Annotated in this window: 11 protein-coding genes; 7 read left to right on the forward strand and 4 right to left on the reverse strand. The window is 70.7% G+C overall.

Features of this window, described 5'->3' with window-relative positions; all coding sequences use genetic code 11:
- Positions 1 to 195 precede the first annotated feature (195 nt).
- Genes FJ091_12695 through FJ091_12710 form a run of 4 tightly spaced genes read right to left on the reverse strand, consistent with a single transcriptional unit; the run spans position 196 to position 5,931 of the window.
- Positions 196 to 2,040, reverse strand: a complete 1,845-nt coding sequence (locus FJ091_12695) for an ABC transporter ATP-binding protein (GenBank protein ID MBM4384207.1) — start codon at positions 2,038 to 2,040, stop codon at positions 196 to 198.
- Complete coding sequence (locus FJ091_12700; protein ID MBM4384208.1) at positions 2,037 to 3,902, reverse strand: ABC transporter ATP-binding protein; 1,866 nt, start codon at positions 3,900 to 3,902, stop codon at positions 2,037 to 2,039. Before FJ091_12700 ends, FJ091_12695 begins: the two co-directional genes overlap by 4 nt.
- Positions 3,899 to 4,570: a TIGR04283 family arsenosugar biosynthesis glycosyltransferase gene (locus FJ091_12705; GenBank protein MBM4384209.1), complete on the reverse strand. Its 672-nt coding sequence runs from the start codon at positions 4,568 to 4,570 to the stop codon at positions 3,899 to 3,901. The genes FJ091_12700 and FJ091_12705 overlap by 4 nt, the downstream gene beginning before the upstream one ends.
- A 32-nt stretch (positions 4,571 to 4,602) precedes the next feature.
- The gene (locus FJ091_12710; GenBank protein ID MBM4384210.1) at positions 4,603 to 5,931 is read right to left on the reverse strand and encodes an MFS transporter; all 1,329 of its coding nucleotides are present in this window, start codon (positions 5,929 to 5,931) and stop codon (positions 4,603 to 4,605) included.
- An 86-nt stretch (positions 5,932 to 6,017) separates the two neighbouring features.
- Here FJ091_12710 and FJ091_12715 point away from each other — a divergent pair, with 86 nt between their 5' ends.
- The 7 genes from FJ091_12715 to FJ091_12745 all read left to right on the forward strand — a co-directional run bounded on the left by FJ091_12715 (position 6,018) and on the right by FJ091_12745 (position 16,339).
- Positions 6,018 to 7,037, forward strand: a complete 1,020-nt coding sequence (locus FJ091_12715; protein ID MBM4384211.1) for an LLM class F420-dependent oxidoreductase — start codon at positions 6,018 to 6,020, stop codon at positions 7,035 to 7,037.
- 124 nt (positions 7,038 to 7,161) lie between these two features.
- Positions 7,162 to 7,929 (forward strand): SDR family oxidoreductase, encoded by a 768-nt coding sequence (locus FJ091_12720; protein ID MBM4384212.1) that lies wholly within the window; start codon positions 7,162 to 7,164, stop codon positions 7,927 to 7,929.
- Between the two features lie 209 nt (positions 7,930 to 8,138).
- The gene (locus tag FJ091_12725) at positions 8,139 to 11,693 is read left to right on the forward strand and encodes a hypothetical protein (protein MBM4384213.1); all 3,555 of its coding nucleotides are present in this window, start codon (positions 8,139 to 8,141) and stop codon (positions 11,691 to 11,693) included.
- 1 nt (position 11,694) lies between these two features.
- On the forward strand, positions 11,695 to 11,922 hold the full coding sequence (locus tag FJ091_12730) for a hypothetical protein (GenBank protein ID MBM4384214.1): 228 nt from the start codon (positions 11,695 to 11,697) through the stop codon (positions 11,920 to 11,922).
- An 80-nt stretch (positions 11,923 to 12,002) separates the two neighbouring features.
- Positions 12,003 to 13,097, forward strand: a complete 1,095-nt coding sequence (locus FJ091_12735; protein ID MBM4384215.1) for a phosphoribosylformylglycinamidine cyclo-ligase — start codon at positions 12,003 to 12,005, stop codon at positions 13,095 to 13,097.
- Positions 13,094 to 14,479 (forward strand): hypothetical protein, encoded by a 1,386-nt coding sequence (locus FJ091_12740; GenBank protein MBM4384216.1) that lies wholly within the window; start codon positions 13,094 to 13,096, stop codon positions 14,477 to 14,479. The genes FJ091_12735 and FJ091_12740 overlap by 4 nt, the downstream gene beginning before the upstream one ends.
- Positions 14,480 to 16,339 (forward strand): ABC transporter ATP-binding protein, encoded by a 1,860-nt coding sequence (locus tag FJ091_12745; protein ID MBM4384217.1) that lies wholly within the window; start codon positions 14,480 to 14,482, stop codon positions 16,337 to 16,339.
- The last annotated feature ends 13 nt before the right edge of the window (positions 16,340 to 16,352 follow it).

Here is a 16,352-nt window from a genome sequence, read left to right on the forward strand (position 1 = left end):
AATGAATATGTCGTCGGAAACACGCGAACGGGCGGAGATTTTGTGACCGGGGTCGCGCCCCGTGGCCTCACCCCAGGTCGGGGGCGACGCGAAACCCCTCGACCTCGGTGATCCGCGCGTCCTCTTCTGGAACTCGTCACCCGACCCGGCCGGCTGGCCATGAGCAGAAGCCCTGCCTAGCCACTCCGCCACGCCTCAGCTGGCCGCGGCGTCTCCGCCGTACTGCAGGCGATAGAGCCGCGCGTAGAGCCCGTCGTGCGCCAGCAGCTCTCGGTGGGTGCCCGCTTCCGCAAGCTTGCCGTGGTGCAGCGCATAGATGCGGTCCACGTCCTCGATCGTGCTGATGCGGTGCGCGATCACCAGCGCGGTCTTGCCCTGCATCAGCGTGTGGATCCCGCGCTGGAGCGCCGCCTCGGTCTCGGTGTCGATCGAGCTCGTCGCCTCGTCGAGCACGAGCACGTCGGCACCGTGCGCAAGCGCGCGCGCGAACGAGAGCAGCTGGCGTTGGCCCGCGCTCAGGTTCGCACCGCGCTCGCGCAGCTCGGTGTCGTAGCCGCTCGGAAGGCGCGCGATGAAGCGGTCGGCCTCGACGGCGGCGGCGGCGCGCTGGAGCGTCTCCATCGTCAGGTCCGCGCGCCCGAGCGCGAGGTTCTCCGCGATCGTGCCGCCGAACAGGAACACGTCCTGCAGCACCATGCCGACGCGCCGGCGCAGCTCGCGCTGCGGGATCATGCGGATGTCGACGCCGTCGAGCAGGATCGCGCCGCGCTGAATCTCGTAGAGCCGCGCGAGCAGCTTGATCACCGTGGTCTTGCCCGCGCCGGTCGCGCCCACGAACGCCGCGCGCTCGCCCGGCGCGATGCGGAACGAGAGCCCGCGCAGCACCCAGTCTTCGTTGCGGTAGGCGAACCACACGTCGCGGAACTCGACCTCGCCGAGCCCGCGCCGCTCGCGAGGCTCGGCCACGACCGCCGGCGCCGGAGACGCCGCGGCTGCGTCGACGACCGCGGGCTTCGTGTCGAGCAGCAGGAAAATCCGCTCGAGGCTCGCCATCGCGGACTGCATCACGGAGTACTTCGCCGAGAGATCGCGCAGCGGCATGAAGAAGCGCGTCATGAAGCGCACGAAGATCACGATCGTGCCGGCCGTGCCGTAGCCCGTCGCCTTCCAGATCACGATCGAGAACACGACGCCGGCAGCCAGCTCGACCACGGTGAAGAGCGCCGAGTCGTAACGGATCGAGTCGACCCACGAGTCGCGGTGCTCGCCGTTCAGCGCCTCGAACTCGCGCTGGTTGCGCGCCTCGCGCGAGAACAGCTGGATCACCTTCATGCCCGTGACGGATTCCTGCAGCGTCGCGTTGAGGCGCGCGATCAGGACGCGCGAGCGGCGGAACGCGTCGCGCACGCGCCAGCGGAACAAGAACGCGGCGAAGGCGAGCGGCGGAATCACCGCGAAGGTCCACGCCGTGAGGTGCGGCTCGATCACGAACAGGATCGACGCGTAGCCGATCATGCGCAGCACGTCGGTCACGAGCAGCACGAGGCCCGCGGTGAAGGCCTCGCTCACGTGCTCCACGTCCGAGGTCGCGCGCGTCACGAGCCGGCCGACCGGGTAGCCGTCGAAGAAGCCCATGTGCAGCTTCTGGATGTGCGCGAACACGTCGCGGCGCAGGTCGCGCATCGCGGACTGGCCGGTGGTCGCGAGCAGGATCGCCTGCGTGTAGTCGAGCACGAGGTTGGCGAGCGAGAGCGCCGCGAACAGCAGGCCGAGCCACCAGATCGGGTCGATGCCCGCGGGCGCCGCGAGCCACGACGGCAGCGCGACTCCCGTCCACGAGTTCGTCGCGAGCCCGAGCACGAGGATCGCGCCGACGTCGAACGCGAACGCCGGCGCGACGAGCGAGATCGAGAGCCCCGCGCGGCGGCGATACGGGCGGATCCAGTGCCACAGCCGCCGCAGCAGCGTGCCGTCGAAGGCGCGCCCGAGGTCCTCGTCCTCGATCAGCTGCTGCGCGGCTTGCGGAGCTGCGGCGCTCATACGGCGCGCTCCGCTTCCACCGCCGCGAGCGCCGCGCGCCGGCGCGCCTCCGCTTCCTGATCGCGCGCCAGCCGCGCGTAGAGGCCACCGCGCGCGAGCAGCTCGTCGTGCGTGCCGCGCTCGACGATGCGCCCCTCGTCGAGCACGACGATCAGGTCCGCCTCGCGCACGGTCGCGACGCGCGATGCCACGACCAGCACCGTGCGCCCCTCGAACGCGCGCCGCAGGCCCGCTTGGATCTGGGCCTCGGTCTCGGCGTCGACGGCACTCAGCGTGTCGTCGAGGATCAGGATGCGCGGATCGAGCGCGAGGGCGCGCGCGAGGGCGGTGCGCTGGCGCTGACCGCCCGAGAGCATCACGCCGCGCTCGCCGACGAGCGTGCCGAAGCCGTACGGCAGATCGGCCACGTCCTTCGCGAGCTGCGCGCGCTCGGCGGCGTCGCGCACGCGCCCCATGTCGGTCTCGGCGAGCCCGTACGCGACGTTGTCCGCAAGCGTCAGGGAGAACAGGAACGGATCCTGCGGGACCATCGCGATCGCGCGGCGCAGCGTCTTCAGCGGGATGCGGTTCACGTCGACGCCGTCGATGAAGAGCATGCCCTCGGGCAGCTCGTAGAGGCGCGGCACCAGCGACGCGAGCGCGGTCTTGCCCGAGCCGACCGGCCCGACGACGCCGACCACGGCGCCCGCCGGAATGCGCAGCGAGACATCGCGCAGCGCGGGCGCGCGCGTCTCGAAGCCGGGGTACGCGAAGCTGAGCGCGCGCAGCTCGATCTCGCCGCGCAGCGTCTCGATCGGCGCGGCGTTCGCGTCGTCCGCGATCGACGGCGGCGTGGTGAGCACCTCGTCGATGCGCGTCATCGAGGCGGTGCCGCGCTGCACGAGGTTGAACATCCAGCCGAGCATGAAGAGCGGCAGGCCGATCTCGTAGTTCATCATCATGAACGTCACGAAGTCGCCGGGCGTCATCTCGCCGCTGCGAATCGAGAGCCCGCCGGCGACCAGCACGATCGCCATGCCCGAGAGCGGCAGCAGGCCGGTGAACGCAGGCATCGCCGCCCCCACGCGCGCCAGCTCGACGTTGCGTGCGTAGACCTGCTGCGCGAGGCGATCGAACTTCGCGCGCGAGGTGTCCTCCATCGCGTACGCCTTCACCACGGCGATGCCGGAGAAGGTCTCCTGCAGGTGGCTCGACATGTCGGAGAGGCCTTCCTGCACCGCGAGATTCGCCGCGTGCATGCGGCGCCCGAAGCCGCGCGCGATCAGGAAGAAGAGCGGATACGGCACGAGCATGAGGCCCGTCATCACGTGGTTCTTCGCGAACAGCGCGGAGAGTGCGAGCGCCATCAAAACGGGCGTCTGCGCGAGCTGGAGAAGACCGGGGCCGAGCATGAGGCGCACCGCGGTGAGGTCGTTCACGCAGCGGCTCATCAGATCGCCGGTGCGCCACTTCAGGTAGAAGGACTGCGGCAGGCGCTGCAGGTGCGCGAACAGGTCGTTGCGGATCTGGTACTCGACCTCGCGCGCCGCGTTGAAGAGCTCGACGCGCGAGAAGTAACGGAAGCCCGCACGCGCGAGCGCGATGCCGACCATCGCCGCGCAGAAGAGCGCGATCTCGCGCGACGCCGCCGAGCGCGCGGCGTCGTCGGCGGCCTGCGCGTAGGCGACGACTGCGTTCGTGGCGCTGCCCATCACGAACGGGAACGCGACGAACACGATCGCGTAGCCGAGCGTCGTCACGATGCCGAGCACGTACAGGCGCGCGTTCAGACGCATGTAGTGCCAGAGCCGGCGGAACATGCGGCGGCGCTCGTCGGCGATCTCTGCGTGCGAGCGCGGCGGCGAAAGCACGGCCGCGCTCATTGCCGATACCACGCCGCGATGCGCGCGCGATCGAGGCCGAGCGACCACGCCGCGAGCGCGAGCCAGTTGCGCCACATCGTGCGCAGGACGCCGCGCTGCGCGTAGCGCCGCGCGGAAGTCGTCACGGGCGCGGCGAGCAGCGCGACCCTCCCGTGCGCGCGCATGCCGCGCACGAGATCGAGGTCTTCCATGATCGGCGCCTGCGGCACGCCGCCGAGCGCACGCAGCACCGACGCGCGCACGAACAGCGCCTGATCGCCGTACGGGAGCCGCGCGAGCGCGAGCCGCAGCCGCACACCGAGCTCGACGAGGCGCAGCAGCGCGCCGCGCTCGGCGAAGCGAAACGCGAACGCGCCGCCTGCGACGCGCGCGTCCGCGAGCGCGGCCTCGACGCGCGCCGTCCAGCCCGCGGGCAGCGTGCTGTCGGCGTGCAGGAACACGATCGCCTCGGCGCCCTGCGCAGCCTCCGCGCCGGCGGCGAGCTGCCGCGCCCGTCCGGGCGCGCTGGCGATCACGCGCGCGCCGGCTGCCTCGGCGCGCGCCGCGGTGGCATCGCGGCTGCCGCCATCGACCACGATCACGAGGACTCCTGCTTCTCGGGCGCTCTCGATCGCGGGGGTCACGCGCTCTTCTTCATCGCGCGCGGGGATGACGACCGCGATTCGCACGGCGGAGCAACGTAGCCTACGCGCGAGGCCGCTCAGCGCTCGGCCCGCGACTTCCACCACGGCCCGGCGCCGAACCCCACGAGCACCATCACGCCGAGGCAGCACGCGCCCGCCACACGCATCCAAACGGGCCAGCCGAAGCTCTCGACGATGCGCGGGAGACCGAGGTTGAGGACGAGCCCGGCGATCGGGCCGAGCGTCGCAGTGATGCCGAAGGCGCGCGCGACGCCGTGCGGGCTGATCGCCTCCGCCGTCTCGGAGTAGAGCGCGCACCACGCGGGGTAGATGAAGCCCGCGAAGAAGCCGGTGAGCGACCACACCGCGGCGAGCGTCGACTCGGGCGCGTCGACCGGAAGCGACGCGCCGATCCAGAAGCACACACCGGTGGTGAGCCCGCCGAACGCGACGATCGGCTTGCGCAGGCGCAGGCGATCCGAGAGCCAGCCCGAGAGGAACACGCTGCCGGTGAACACGATCCAGAAGTACGACACGACGCTCGCCGCGCGCGCCGGCTCGAGCTGGTGGTGCTGCGCGAGGAACGCCGGCACGTAGGCCGAGACGGTCGAGTACGTGAGCGACCAGAACACGATCGTGCCCGAGAGGATCCAGAGGCGCGGGCTGCGGTAGATCGCGCGCCCCGCTTCGTAAGGATCGACCGCTTCGGCCGCGACCGCGGCGGGCGCTTCCGCGCTCGCGATGCTCTCGAGCACCTGCCCGCGCACACGCGCCGAGAGATCGCGGTAGAAGACGAGCAGCAGCGTCGCCGTGACGAGTCCGAGCCCCGCCGCGATCCAGTACTGCGAGCGCCAGCTGGGCCAGATCGGCAGCGTGCGCGCCGCGATCGCCGTCGCCATCAGCGCGCCCACGGTGAAGGCGAGCGACACCCACGAGTACGCCATCGCGCGCCCGAGCTGCGGCGTGAGATCGCGCGAGGCCGCGTGCACGGCAGGATTCATCCCCGCGACCATGAAGCTGCCCGCCATCGCGAGCGCCGCGAGCGTCACGAAGTTCGGCGCGAGCGCGCCCAACAACGAGATCGTCGCGTACCCGAACACGGGGTAGATCAGCAGCGGCCGGCGCCCGAAGCGATCCGCCGCGCGACTGAGCAGCGCCGCGCCGGCGCTGTAGACGAGGCCCGCCGCGGCGGCGACGTATCCCCACTCGACGAGCGTCTTGTCGAAGTCGCGCAGGATGTAAACGAGCACCGGGCCCGTCTTCAGCCCTTCGTACTGCTCCACCGCCCAGCCGAGCACGACCAGCCCGAGCAGCCACGCACGCAGCCCGCCGGCGGGGCGGAAGTCGACCTCGCGGGCGCGGAGGTAGGAGAAGAAGCTGCGCCGTGCGCCTTCCGGTGCGGACATGGGCGAAGCATGCGCGAGGTGCATGGCGGTCGCCCTCCGGTCGCGCGTGCTACCCCTCGCTGCTTCCCATCTCTAGGAGCCCTCGCATGACGAAGCAGCTCAAGCTCGGCCTTCAGCTCGGCTACTGGCAGGACAAGCCCACCCCCGGCTTCCTCGAGAGCGCGCAGCAGGCCGAGAGCCTCGGCTACGACATCGTCTTCACCGCCGAGGCGTGGGGCTCGGATGCGTTCACGCCGCTCACGTGGATCGCGGCGCACACGAAGAAGATTCGGCTCGGCACGGCGGTGGTGCAGCTCTCGGCGCGCACGCCCACCGCGACTGCGATGCACGCGCTCACGCTCGATCACCTCTCCGGCGGACGGCTCACGCTCGGCCTCGGCGTCTCGGGGCCGCAGGTGGTGGAGGGCTGGTACGGCCAGCCCTTCGACAAGCCGCTCGCGCGCACGCGCGAGTACGTCTCGATCGTCAGGCAAGTGCTCGCGCGCGAGGCGCCGGTCTCGAACCCGGGCCCGCACTACCCGCTGCCGTACACGGGCCCCGGCGCGTGGGGCATGGGCAAGCCGCTGCGCCCGATCACGCATCCGCTCCGTAACAAGATCCCGATCTTCCTCGGCAGCGAGGGCCCGAAGAACGTCGCGCTGACCGCCGAGATCGCCGACGGCTGGCTGCCGCTCTACTACTCGCCGTTCCGCCAAGACGTCTACGCGGATTCGCTGAAGGCCGCGAAGCCCGGCTTCGAGATCTGCGCCGGCGTGAACGTGAACATCACGGACGACGTCAAGGCGGGGCTCATGGCCGTGAAGGCCGGGCTCGGCTTCTACATCGGCGGCATGGGCTCGAAGCAGCGCAACTTCCACAAGGAGTTGATGTCGCGCATGGGCTTCGAGGCCGAAGCGAACAAGATCCAAGACCTGTTCATGGATGGGAAGCGCGCCGAGGCGATCGCGACCGTGCCCGACGCATTCGCCGACGAGATCTCGCTCGTCGGCCCGAAGGAGCGCATCCGCGACCGCGTGCAGGCGTGGCGCGACACACCCGTGACGACGCTGCTGTTCATGTCGCGCAACGCGGAGATGCTGCGCACGATGGCGGAGGTCGTGCTGTGAGCGGCGACGCAAGCGAAGCGCGCAGCGAGGCGAAGCCGAGCGAAGATCGAGCAGTGGCCTCCCGAGCGAAGCAAGCGCGGAGGCCAGCGTGACCACGGCGACGCGAACGGAGTTCTCAGGCCAGATCGCCCTCGTCACCGGCTCCGCCACCGGCCTCGGCGCGTCCGTCGCGCTCGAGCTCGCGAGGCGCGGCGCGGCGGCGCTCATCCTCAACTACTCGCGCAGCGCGGCCGAGGCGAACGAGACGGCCGAGGCGTGCCGCAAGGCGGGCGCGGAAGTCGTGGTGGTGCAAGGCGACGTCGCGAGCGACGCCGACTGCCGGAAGCTCGCGGACGCCGCGGCGCGCTTCGGCAAGCTCGACGTGCTCGTGAACAACGCGGGCACGACCAAGCACGTGCCGCACGCGAACCTCGACGGCCTGACGAGCGAGGACTTCCAGCGCCTCTACGGCGTGAACGTGGTCGGCTCGTTCCAGATGGTGCGCGCGACGCGCAGCCTGCTCGAAGCCGCAGCCGACGCGAACGGCCGCGCCGCCTCGGTGGTGATGGTGTCGTCGATCGCGGGCACCGACGGGTCGGGCTCGTCGATCGCGTACGCCGCGAGCAAGGCCGCGCTCAACTCGATCACCGTCTCGCTCGCGCGCGCGCTCGCGCCGAAGATCCGCGTGAACGCGGTGTGCCCCGGCTTCATCGACACGCGCTGGTTCGTGCAGGGCGTGGGCGAGGAGAACACGGCGAAGATTCGCGCCGGCGTCGCCGCCCGCGTGCCGCTGCGCGCCGCATCCAGCGCCGACGACATCGCGGGCAGCGTCGTGTTCCTGTGCGGCGCGGATTCGCGCCACGTCACGGGCGAGACGCTGCTCGTCGACGCGGGGCTGCATCTCGTCAGCTGAACCCGCTGCACGCTGTCGCACGCGCGCGACTCGGCGGTGTCCGTCCTGAGCTTCTCACCGCACCGGTCATCGCGCGGTTCGTCGGTGCGCTTGCGGTCTCCTTGACGCTGATTGTCGCTCTTTGACGATCTTTGATGCTGCGCTCCGGCGCACTGAGCAATTAGGGTTCACGCACTCCCCTCACCCCGCGGTCCCGCGGAGTGCTCCACATGAACCTCGCGAACAGCGCTTGGCGCTCGCGGTGGACCCATGCCTTCTTCGGCTCTCTCGCATCCCTCGCAGCGATCGGCTTCGCGTGTCTCCCCGCGCAGCTCGCGCCGGCACCCGGCCTCAGCGAGCTCACCGAGATCGCGCGCGTGCCCGTGCCCGGCGGGCACGTGAACACGGCCGGTGGCAACTACTTCCACGAGGGCGCGTCGCTCTCGCTCGACACTCGCCTCGGCGAGTACTCACTCGGCGCCGTCTACAACAGCGCCTGGGGCTGGACCTTCGGCGTCGACGCCTCCTACAAGCACGGAAACCTGCGCGACGCGAGCGGCGCGAGGATTCCGCTCAGCGCGCTTGCGGACGGCGCCGCAGCGCCGGGCACGCACTGGGTGAAGCTCGATGCGACGCGCGTCAAGACCAAGGGCGGGCTCGTGCACGAGTTCGATCCGGCGACGGGCCGGATCGCTGCGACGTACTGGTCGAGCGCGCCGTATCCGCGCCTCGTGTTCGTGCCGGCGCAGATCGGCGCCGTGACGCGCACGGCGCGCGTCGAGCAGTGCACGAGCGCGAGCGCGTGCACGCTCACGTTCGCGCTCACGCACGACGGCGCGGGCCGCATCGTGCGCATCGACGACCGCGCGTTGCGCAGCGCGCTCTTCACGTACGACGCGAGCGGACGGCTCGCGTCGTCGCGCGACGGCCTCGACGTCGCGAAGCAGTGGCCGGGCGAACGCTACGAGTACGCGGGCAACTTCCTCGCCGCGATCGTGAGCAGCGAGGGCGAGCGCGTCGAGATCACGAGCGACGCGGCGGGCCGCGCCACGCAGGTGCGCGCCGTCGGCGCGGGCGACCCCACCTGGCGGTTCGCGTACGGCCCCGTCGGCGCCGCGAGCGTCGCGACGACCACCGCCACGGACCCGCTCGGCCACGCCACGACGTTCGTGATCGACACGCTCTACCGCGTGCAGTCGATCACGGACCCACTCGGCGAGCGCACGGCGCTCACGTGGTCGGGTCAGCGGCCCGCATCGCGCACGCTGCCGGATGGCACGTCCACGCACTGGACTTGGCTGAACGACGACGTCGCGACGGAGACGCTCGCGTCGGGGAACGTGCGGAGCTTCACGTACCAGGCGAACGGGGTGGACCGCGAGCGACCGAACGCGAGCGCGCTTGCGGAGCTGAGCGACTCGATCGGGCTCGTCGAGCGACGTCGCTATGACGCACAGGGGCGCCTAACAAGCGAGGAGAACGGCGCGAACGAAGCGACGACGTTCACGTACGCCGCGGACGAGTCGGTCGCGAGCATCGTCCACGCGACCGGCGCGACGTCGCACTTCGACGCGGTAGGTGAGCACGGCCACGCAACGCGCGTGAGCTTGGATGGCGTCGCCTGGGTCGATGTCGCCCTCGACGCGGTCGGCAACGCGCTGGTCAGCGCGCGACCGACTCCGTATTCCGGCGGAGTCGCGCGGGTGACTTACGACGAGGATCGCAACCCCGCAACGTACTTCGTTCTCGACAGTGCCTCCGCCGGCGCCGCACCGACGACCGAGATGGTCGCGCTCGAGTACCGCAGCGATCACCAGCTCACGCGCGTTGCGCGCCCCTACGGCGGCGAAACGGTGTGGGCGCGCGACGCGCTCGGGCGCGTCACTGAGCTGCGCGAGCGCGTATCGCCCGCGGCCGCGCCCGCGAGCGTGTGGAGCACGACGCGCTACGAGTACGACCTCGTTGGGCGCGTGATCGCCGTCGAGCGAGCGAACGGCATGCGCCGCGAATCCACGTTCGACGCTGCGGGGCGACTCGCGCGCACGCGGGCGCTGCGCGGCGGCGTGCTCGAGAGCGAGGTCAACCTCGAGTACGCGCAGGGGCGGCTCGTGCGGGCCCACGGGCCAGGCTCCTTCGATGAGCAGCTCGGCTACGACGCCGCAGGCCGACCCGCCTCGGTGCGCCACTCGCAGGGCGAGACGACGCGCCTCACCCGCGACGCGCGCGGCCGCACGCGCAGCGTCAGCTTCGAAATGCCGAATGGTTCGCAGATCGCGACGATCACGAGCAGCTACGACGCCGCCGACCGTGAGATCGTGCTGAACGCACTCGGCGCCGACCTCGTGCAGCGCTCCTTCCAGGACGGGCGGCTCGCACAGCGCAACTACAGCAACGGCCTGCAGGTCGAATCGTATGGGTGGTGGCCGCATCTCGGTGCCGAGGGAGCGCGCGATGTCTTCGGACTGCTGGGATCCGCGCACTGCAAGTACGACGTGGCGAGTGGCTACGGCGGCGGGCTGCTCGAGGATGAGTGCGCCGTCACCAACGCTGGCTTTCTGAACGGTGTCGTCACGCAGGCCTACGCCTACGACGCGGCCGGAGCCGAGCGGCGCGTCGCGAGTGCGCAGCGCCCGTCGGGCTTGCCCGTGTCATTCGCGTACGACCACCTCTCGAACGTGACCGCGTCGACAGACCTCGTTCTGCTCTACCCCTTTGGCGTGAGCGCTTGGCAGCGCCGTCTGACTTACAACGCCGAGCACAATCGCGCGGTCACGACGGTGGACGAGAACCCTGCGACGCCGACCGTCTGGCAGCACAGCTACGACGAGGCGGGATTCGAGACGGCGCGCATCGGCACGCCGACTCAGGGCGCGCCGGTGACGACGACGTTCGAATGGACGGCGAGCGGGCGAATCGAGCGAATCGAAACGAACGGAACGCCCGACGTGACCTTCAGCTACGACGCGCTCGGGCGCCGTGCCTCGCTCACGCGCGGCGGGTACGCGCGCAGCTGGCGTTTCGGCGGAGCCGTGGAGTTCGCGCCGACGGGCGCCCCGATGTCGATCGACCTCGGCGAGGTGGCGATCTCACTCGCCGGTTTCCACCGCTTCCGCATTCCCGACGCGCGGGGGAACACGCAGTTCGTGTTCGATCATTCCGGTCGGCTCGTGCACGTGGCGAGCTACTCCGCGTACGGAGAGCCCAGCGCGCGCGGGCACGCAAACACGGACTTCGGCTTCGCCCGCGGCATGCACATCCCTACCGGCGCGGGCGAGTTCGTCTGGCTCGGTGACCGTCTGCTCGATCCTCGGACGGGACGCTTCAACTCTCCCGATCCCGTGTGGAATCCGGTGAACCTCCACGCCTACACGTTCGGCAATCCCGTCGAGTTCTGGGACGAAACTGGCCGTCATCCGGGACATACGGGTGGCATGGATCAGCACCGGGAGATGGCGCTCCTCGAGAACGCAATCCTCGAGTCGACGCTCATCGCCGTCGGAGCCACCGCGATTGCGGTGGTGGCCCCGAGCCCCGCGACGATCGGTCCGGCGGTGTACTTGACCGCCAACGCGCTGCGCAAAGCGCTCGACCTCGAAACGTTGCGGCGCCTCCACGCGATCGAGTTCTCGGTCTCGATTCCTCCCGACGCCATCCTCCCGCCAGGCTTCGGTGGCTTCGAGCTTCCCCCAATTCTTCCGCCGCAGCTGGTCGCCCCGCCGATCGTCTGGGGACGACCGATCGTGACGATCATCGACTGCGCAAACCTCGGGTGCCTAGGAGGCTGACATGTCCGAGATCCGCTTGTTGACCCTCGCGATCTGGCTCCTCATCGCGTACGGCTTCTACGACGCCGTCGCTCACTCCGACGTCTTCGCAAGGCGCGGCGAGGCGCTCCCGATGAGCGGCGGACTTCCGTACTCGGCCCTCACGGTGATCGGACTCGATGCGGTCCGACGCAAGCTCCGCGGTCTCGAGCAACGGCTCGACGCGCGCGACGTCGCTCCGCGCGAGTAGGTCGCTCCACACCCCGGCTCGCGGCGCCCACGTGCCGCGAGCCGGGCTTCACTTTGCGCAAGCTGCTAATCACCGTCGCCGTGCCGAAGAAAACCCCCGCTCCGTCGAACACCGCTCCCGCCTACGCGCAAGCCGGCGTCGACCTCGATCGCGACGAAGGCTTCATCGACGACATCAAGGACATCGCTCGCGCGACGCACCGCGCCGAAGTCCTGAGCGGGATCGGCGGCTTCGCCGGCCTCTTCAAGACGCCCGAGCGCTACAAGGATCCGATCCTCGTGGCGAGCACGGACGGCGTCGGCACGAAGCTGAAGCTCGCCGCGCAGCTCGGGAACTTCGGCACGATCGGCATCGATTGCGTCGCGATGGTGGTGAACGACATCGTCGTGAACGGCGCCGAGCCGCTCGTGTTCCTCGACTACCTCGCCATGGGCGAGCTCGATCCCGCGCTCGGCGCCGAAGCGCTGCGCGGCGTCGCCGAAGGCTGCCGCCGCGCGGGCTGCGCCCTCCTCGGCGGCGAGACCGCGAGCATGCCCGGCTTCTACCCGAAGGGTGAGCTGGAGCTGGTCGGCTTCGGCGTCGGCGTCGTCGAGCGCGACAAGGTCATCGACGGCTCGTCGATCTCGCACGGCGACGTCGTGATCGGCCTCGCCTCCTCGGGCGTGCACAGCAACGGCTATACGCTCGTGCGTGCGGTCGTCGACGCCGGCATCGCCGCAGGCAAGTTCGATCTGCGCGATGTACCGCCGGACCTCAACACCTCGCTCGCCGCCGCGCTGCTCGCGCCGACGCGCATCTACGTGAAGCCCGTGCTGAACGTCGCGCGCGACTTCCAGGTGAACGGCATCGTGCACATCACCGGCGGCGGCTTCGACGGCAACATCCCGCGCATCCTGCCGAAGGGCGTGCGCGCGCGGATCGATCTCTCGAGCTGGCCGCGCCCCGCGATCTTCTCGTTCCTGCAGAAGCACGGCGAGATCTCCGAGGACGAGATGCGCCGCGTGTTCAACCTCGGCCTCGGCATGATCCTCGTCGTGCGGCGCGACCAGGCGAACGACGTGATCGACCGCTTCGCCGCGCTCGGCGAACGCGCGTACCGCGTAGGCGTGATCGAGAAGAAGGCCGAAGGCGAAGCGGGCGTGCTGTTCGAGGGCGCGCCGGCGCGAGGCAAATGAGCCGCGCGCTCCCGCAAGCGGCGAGCCTGCGAGCGCGCCGCTGGGACGTGGTGATGCTGGGCGGCGCCCTGCCCGGGCTCGCCGCCGCGATCCGGCTCGCGATGGGCGGCCTGCGCGTGCTCATCATCGAGGAAGAGTGCGCAGCGAAGACGCCGGACTTCGTGCGCGAGCCGTTCTTCCTGCCCGGCGGCTTCGGCGACGGCATCGTCGACGCGTGCCTGCGCTCGCTCGGCATTCCGGTGATCGACCGCCGCGAGCTCGTCGCGAGCGAGCTCGCTTATCAGGTGCTGATGCCGCACGCGCGCGTCGACGTCGGCAACGCGCACGTGACGGCCGAGGAGTTGATCGCGTGGGGCCTCGCGAAGCCCGAGAGCGCGCAGGACTTGTTACGGCGCCTCGCCGAGGCCGCGCGCGCGGAGGGCGAGTCGCTGCTCGCCGCGGATCCGGCGCGCGCGCACGCGCTGCGCGCCGGCAAGCGCCCTGCGCTGCAGGTCTCGGCGCGCGGACTGCCTGCCGGGATGCGCGACCTGCCTGCGCCGCTCAGGCACTTCTTCGAGCTACAGGCGCGCGGACTCTCGAATCTCGCCAGCGCTTCCCCCTCGCCCGAGGCGCTCGCGCGCCTGCTCGGCGCACCGCTGCTCGGCGGCACCTCGCAGTCGGACGCGCACGGCGGCGTGCGCGCGCTGCTGCGCCGCCGCCTCGCGACGCTCCACGCCGAGTTCCGGCCGCTGTCGGGCGCGTTCCAGTTCGTCGAAGTCGGCGACCATCCCGGCATCGCGCGCGAGCAGTCGCCCGACGTGTGGATCGGCCGCGCACTCGTGCTGAACGCGCCCGTCGCGAAGCTCGCAGCGGCGCAGCGCAGCTGGGGCCTCGAGGTGCCGCGCTTTCTCGACGGCGCGGCGCCCACGGCGCGCCGCGTGACGCTGCATCTGCGCGCGCTCGCCGAGGCGATTCCGGAGCCGCTCGCGCCACGCGCGCTGCTCGCGAGCGATGCGGTGCCGGGCGGCGTCGCGCTCTCGGTGTTGCCTTCGCCGCGCGGCGCGCGCTTCGCCGAGCTGGTGGGGCGCGCCGTCGGCCCCGACGATGCGGGCGCCGAGCCCGCACTGATCCGCGGCATTCGCACCGCCATCGCAGAGCTCGTGCCCGAGGACGACGCGCGCGTGACCGCGGCGCCGCTCGCCGAGCGCCCGCTCTGGGACGACGAGGCCGCGCTGATCGATCCCGAGCGCGTTGTGACGCTGAGCGCGCGGCCGCCGCTGCGCGCCGGCGGCCGGCGCCCGGTGTTCCGCCTACCTCGCGAAGCCGCGGCGGCGCTCGGCGTGGAGGGCGACTTGTTGTTGGGCTGCCAAGCGGGCGACGCGATCCGCGAGGAGCTGGCGTAGTTGGAAGCTCGCGAACAGCGGCGCCCGTTCCTGCGCTTGCTCCGCTATGCGAAGCCCTACTGGCTCGTACTGCTCGGCGCGATCGGGTGCGCCGCCGTCTTCGCGGGAGCGCAGACGGGTCGCATCGTGATCCTCGCGCCGTTCATCGACGACATCATGATCCCGGGCGCGAACGCCACCCTGGATCTCGACGAAGTGCTGGGCGCGCTGCGTTCGGGCGCCCTTCCCGATCGCCCGGCGGGACCCGACCTCAGCGAGGCGGAGAAGATCGATCTGCTCGAGCGCGTCCGCGCATTCGCACCATCCCTGCTGCTCGCGCTGGCGCTGACCGTCGTCGTCCCCATCGCGCACTTCGGCCAAGAGTTCGCCTCGCAGTATCTGTTGGGGCGGATCCTGGTCGACCTCCAGCGCGACCTGTGCGCGAAGCTGCTCGCGCTTCCGCTCGGCTTCCATCAGCAGACGCCGCGCGGCGAGACGCTCTCGCGCATCCTGAACGACACGAACCGTGCGCACTTCGCGCTCGACCAGTTCTTCGTCGAGATCGTGCAGTCGGCCGTGATGCTCGCGATCACCGTGTGCGTGCTGTTTTTCGTGTCCTGGCAGCTCACGCTCGCGGTCGCCGCGGCGGCTCCGCTGCTCGCGCTCGTGATCGCGCACTTCGGCGCCCGCATCCGCAAGCGGGCCGAGCGGCGCCAAGAGGCGCAGGCCGACATCACGCAGCGCCTGATGGAGATTCTCGCCGGCATCAAGATCGTGAAGGCGTTCAAGGCACAGGAAGGCGAGGCGCTCGGCTTCGGCGTCGAGAACCTGAAGTACTTCCGGCGCAACCTGAAAGTGGTGAAGAACCGCTCGCTCGCACGCGCCGCGGTCGAGCTGCTTTCGAACCTGATCGGCGTGTTCATCCTGCTCGTGGGCGTGGCGGCACTGCTCGCGGGGCTGTGGCAGCTCACGCTCGGCACCCTCATCCCGTTCGTGCTGTTGACGGCGCGCGCCTATCGCCCGATGCGCGACCTGTCGCGCGCATGGACGCGCCTCCAGGAGGCGGTGCCTTCCGCCGCGCGCTTCTTCGACGTGCTCGACCAGACGGAAGAGACGCCTGACGCGCCGGGCGCCACCGCACTGCCCGGCGTGCGGCGCGGGATCACGCTGCGCGACGTGTCGTTCAGCTACGGCCGCGAGCCGGTGTTGCGCAACATCTCGGTCGACGTGAGAGCGGGCGAGATGGTCGCGATCGTCGGCAAGACCGGCAGCGGCAAGACCACGCTCGCCGACTTGTTACTGCGGCTCTACGACCCGAACGAAGGCGCGATCGAGGTCGATGGCGTCGACCTGCGCACGATCCAGCGCGGCTCGTGGCTCGATCACGTCGCCGTCGTCACGCAAGATCCGTTCCTGTTCAGCGGCACGATCCGCGAGAACATCCTCTACGGCCGGCCCACCGCGAGCGAAGCCGAGCTGCTCGCGGCTGCGCGCGCTGCCAACGTCGACGAGTTCGTCGCGAAGTTCGAGGCGGGTTACGACACCGATGTGGGCGACGCCGGAACCGCGCTCAGCGGCGGCCAGCGCCAACGCATCACGATCGCGCGCGCGATCTTGAAGAAGCCCGACGTGCTGATCTTCGACGAAGCGATGAGCGCTCTCGACACCGTGAGCGAGAAGCTCGTACAACGGGCGATCGACTCCCTGCTCGAAGGCCGCACCACCTTCGTGATCGCGCACCGCCTCAGCACGGTGCGCCATGCGGACAAGATCATCGTGCTGCGCGACGGCCAGATCGTGGAGCTCGGCGCTCACGACGAGCTGATGGCGCGCGGCGGCGCCTACGCCGACCTGATGCGCGCACAGGAGTTCGCGGCGTAACGATCGCGTTGCG

Source organism: Deltaproteobacteria bacterium (genome assembly GCA_016875395.1).
Taxonomy (GTDB): domain Bacteria; phylum Myxococcota_A; class UBA9160; order UBA9160; family UBA6930; genus VGRF01.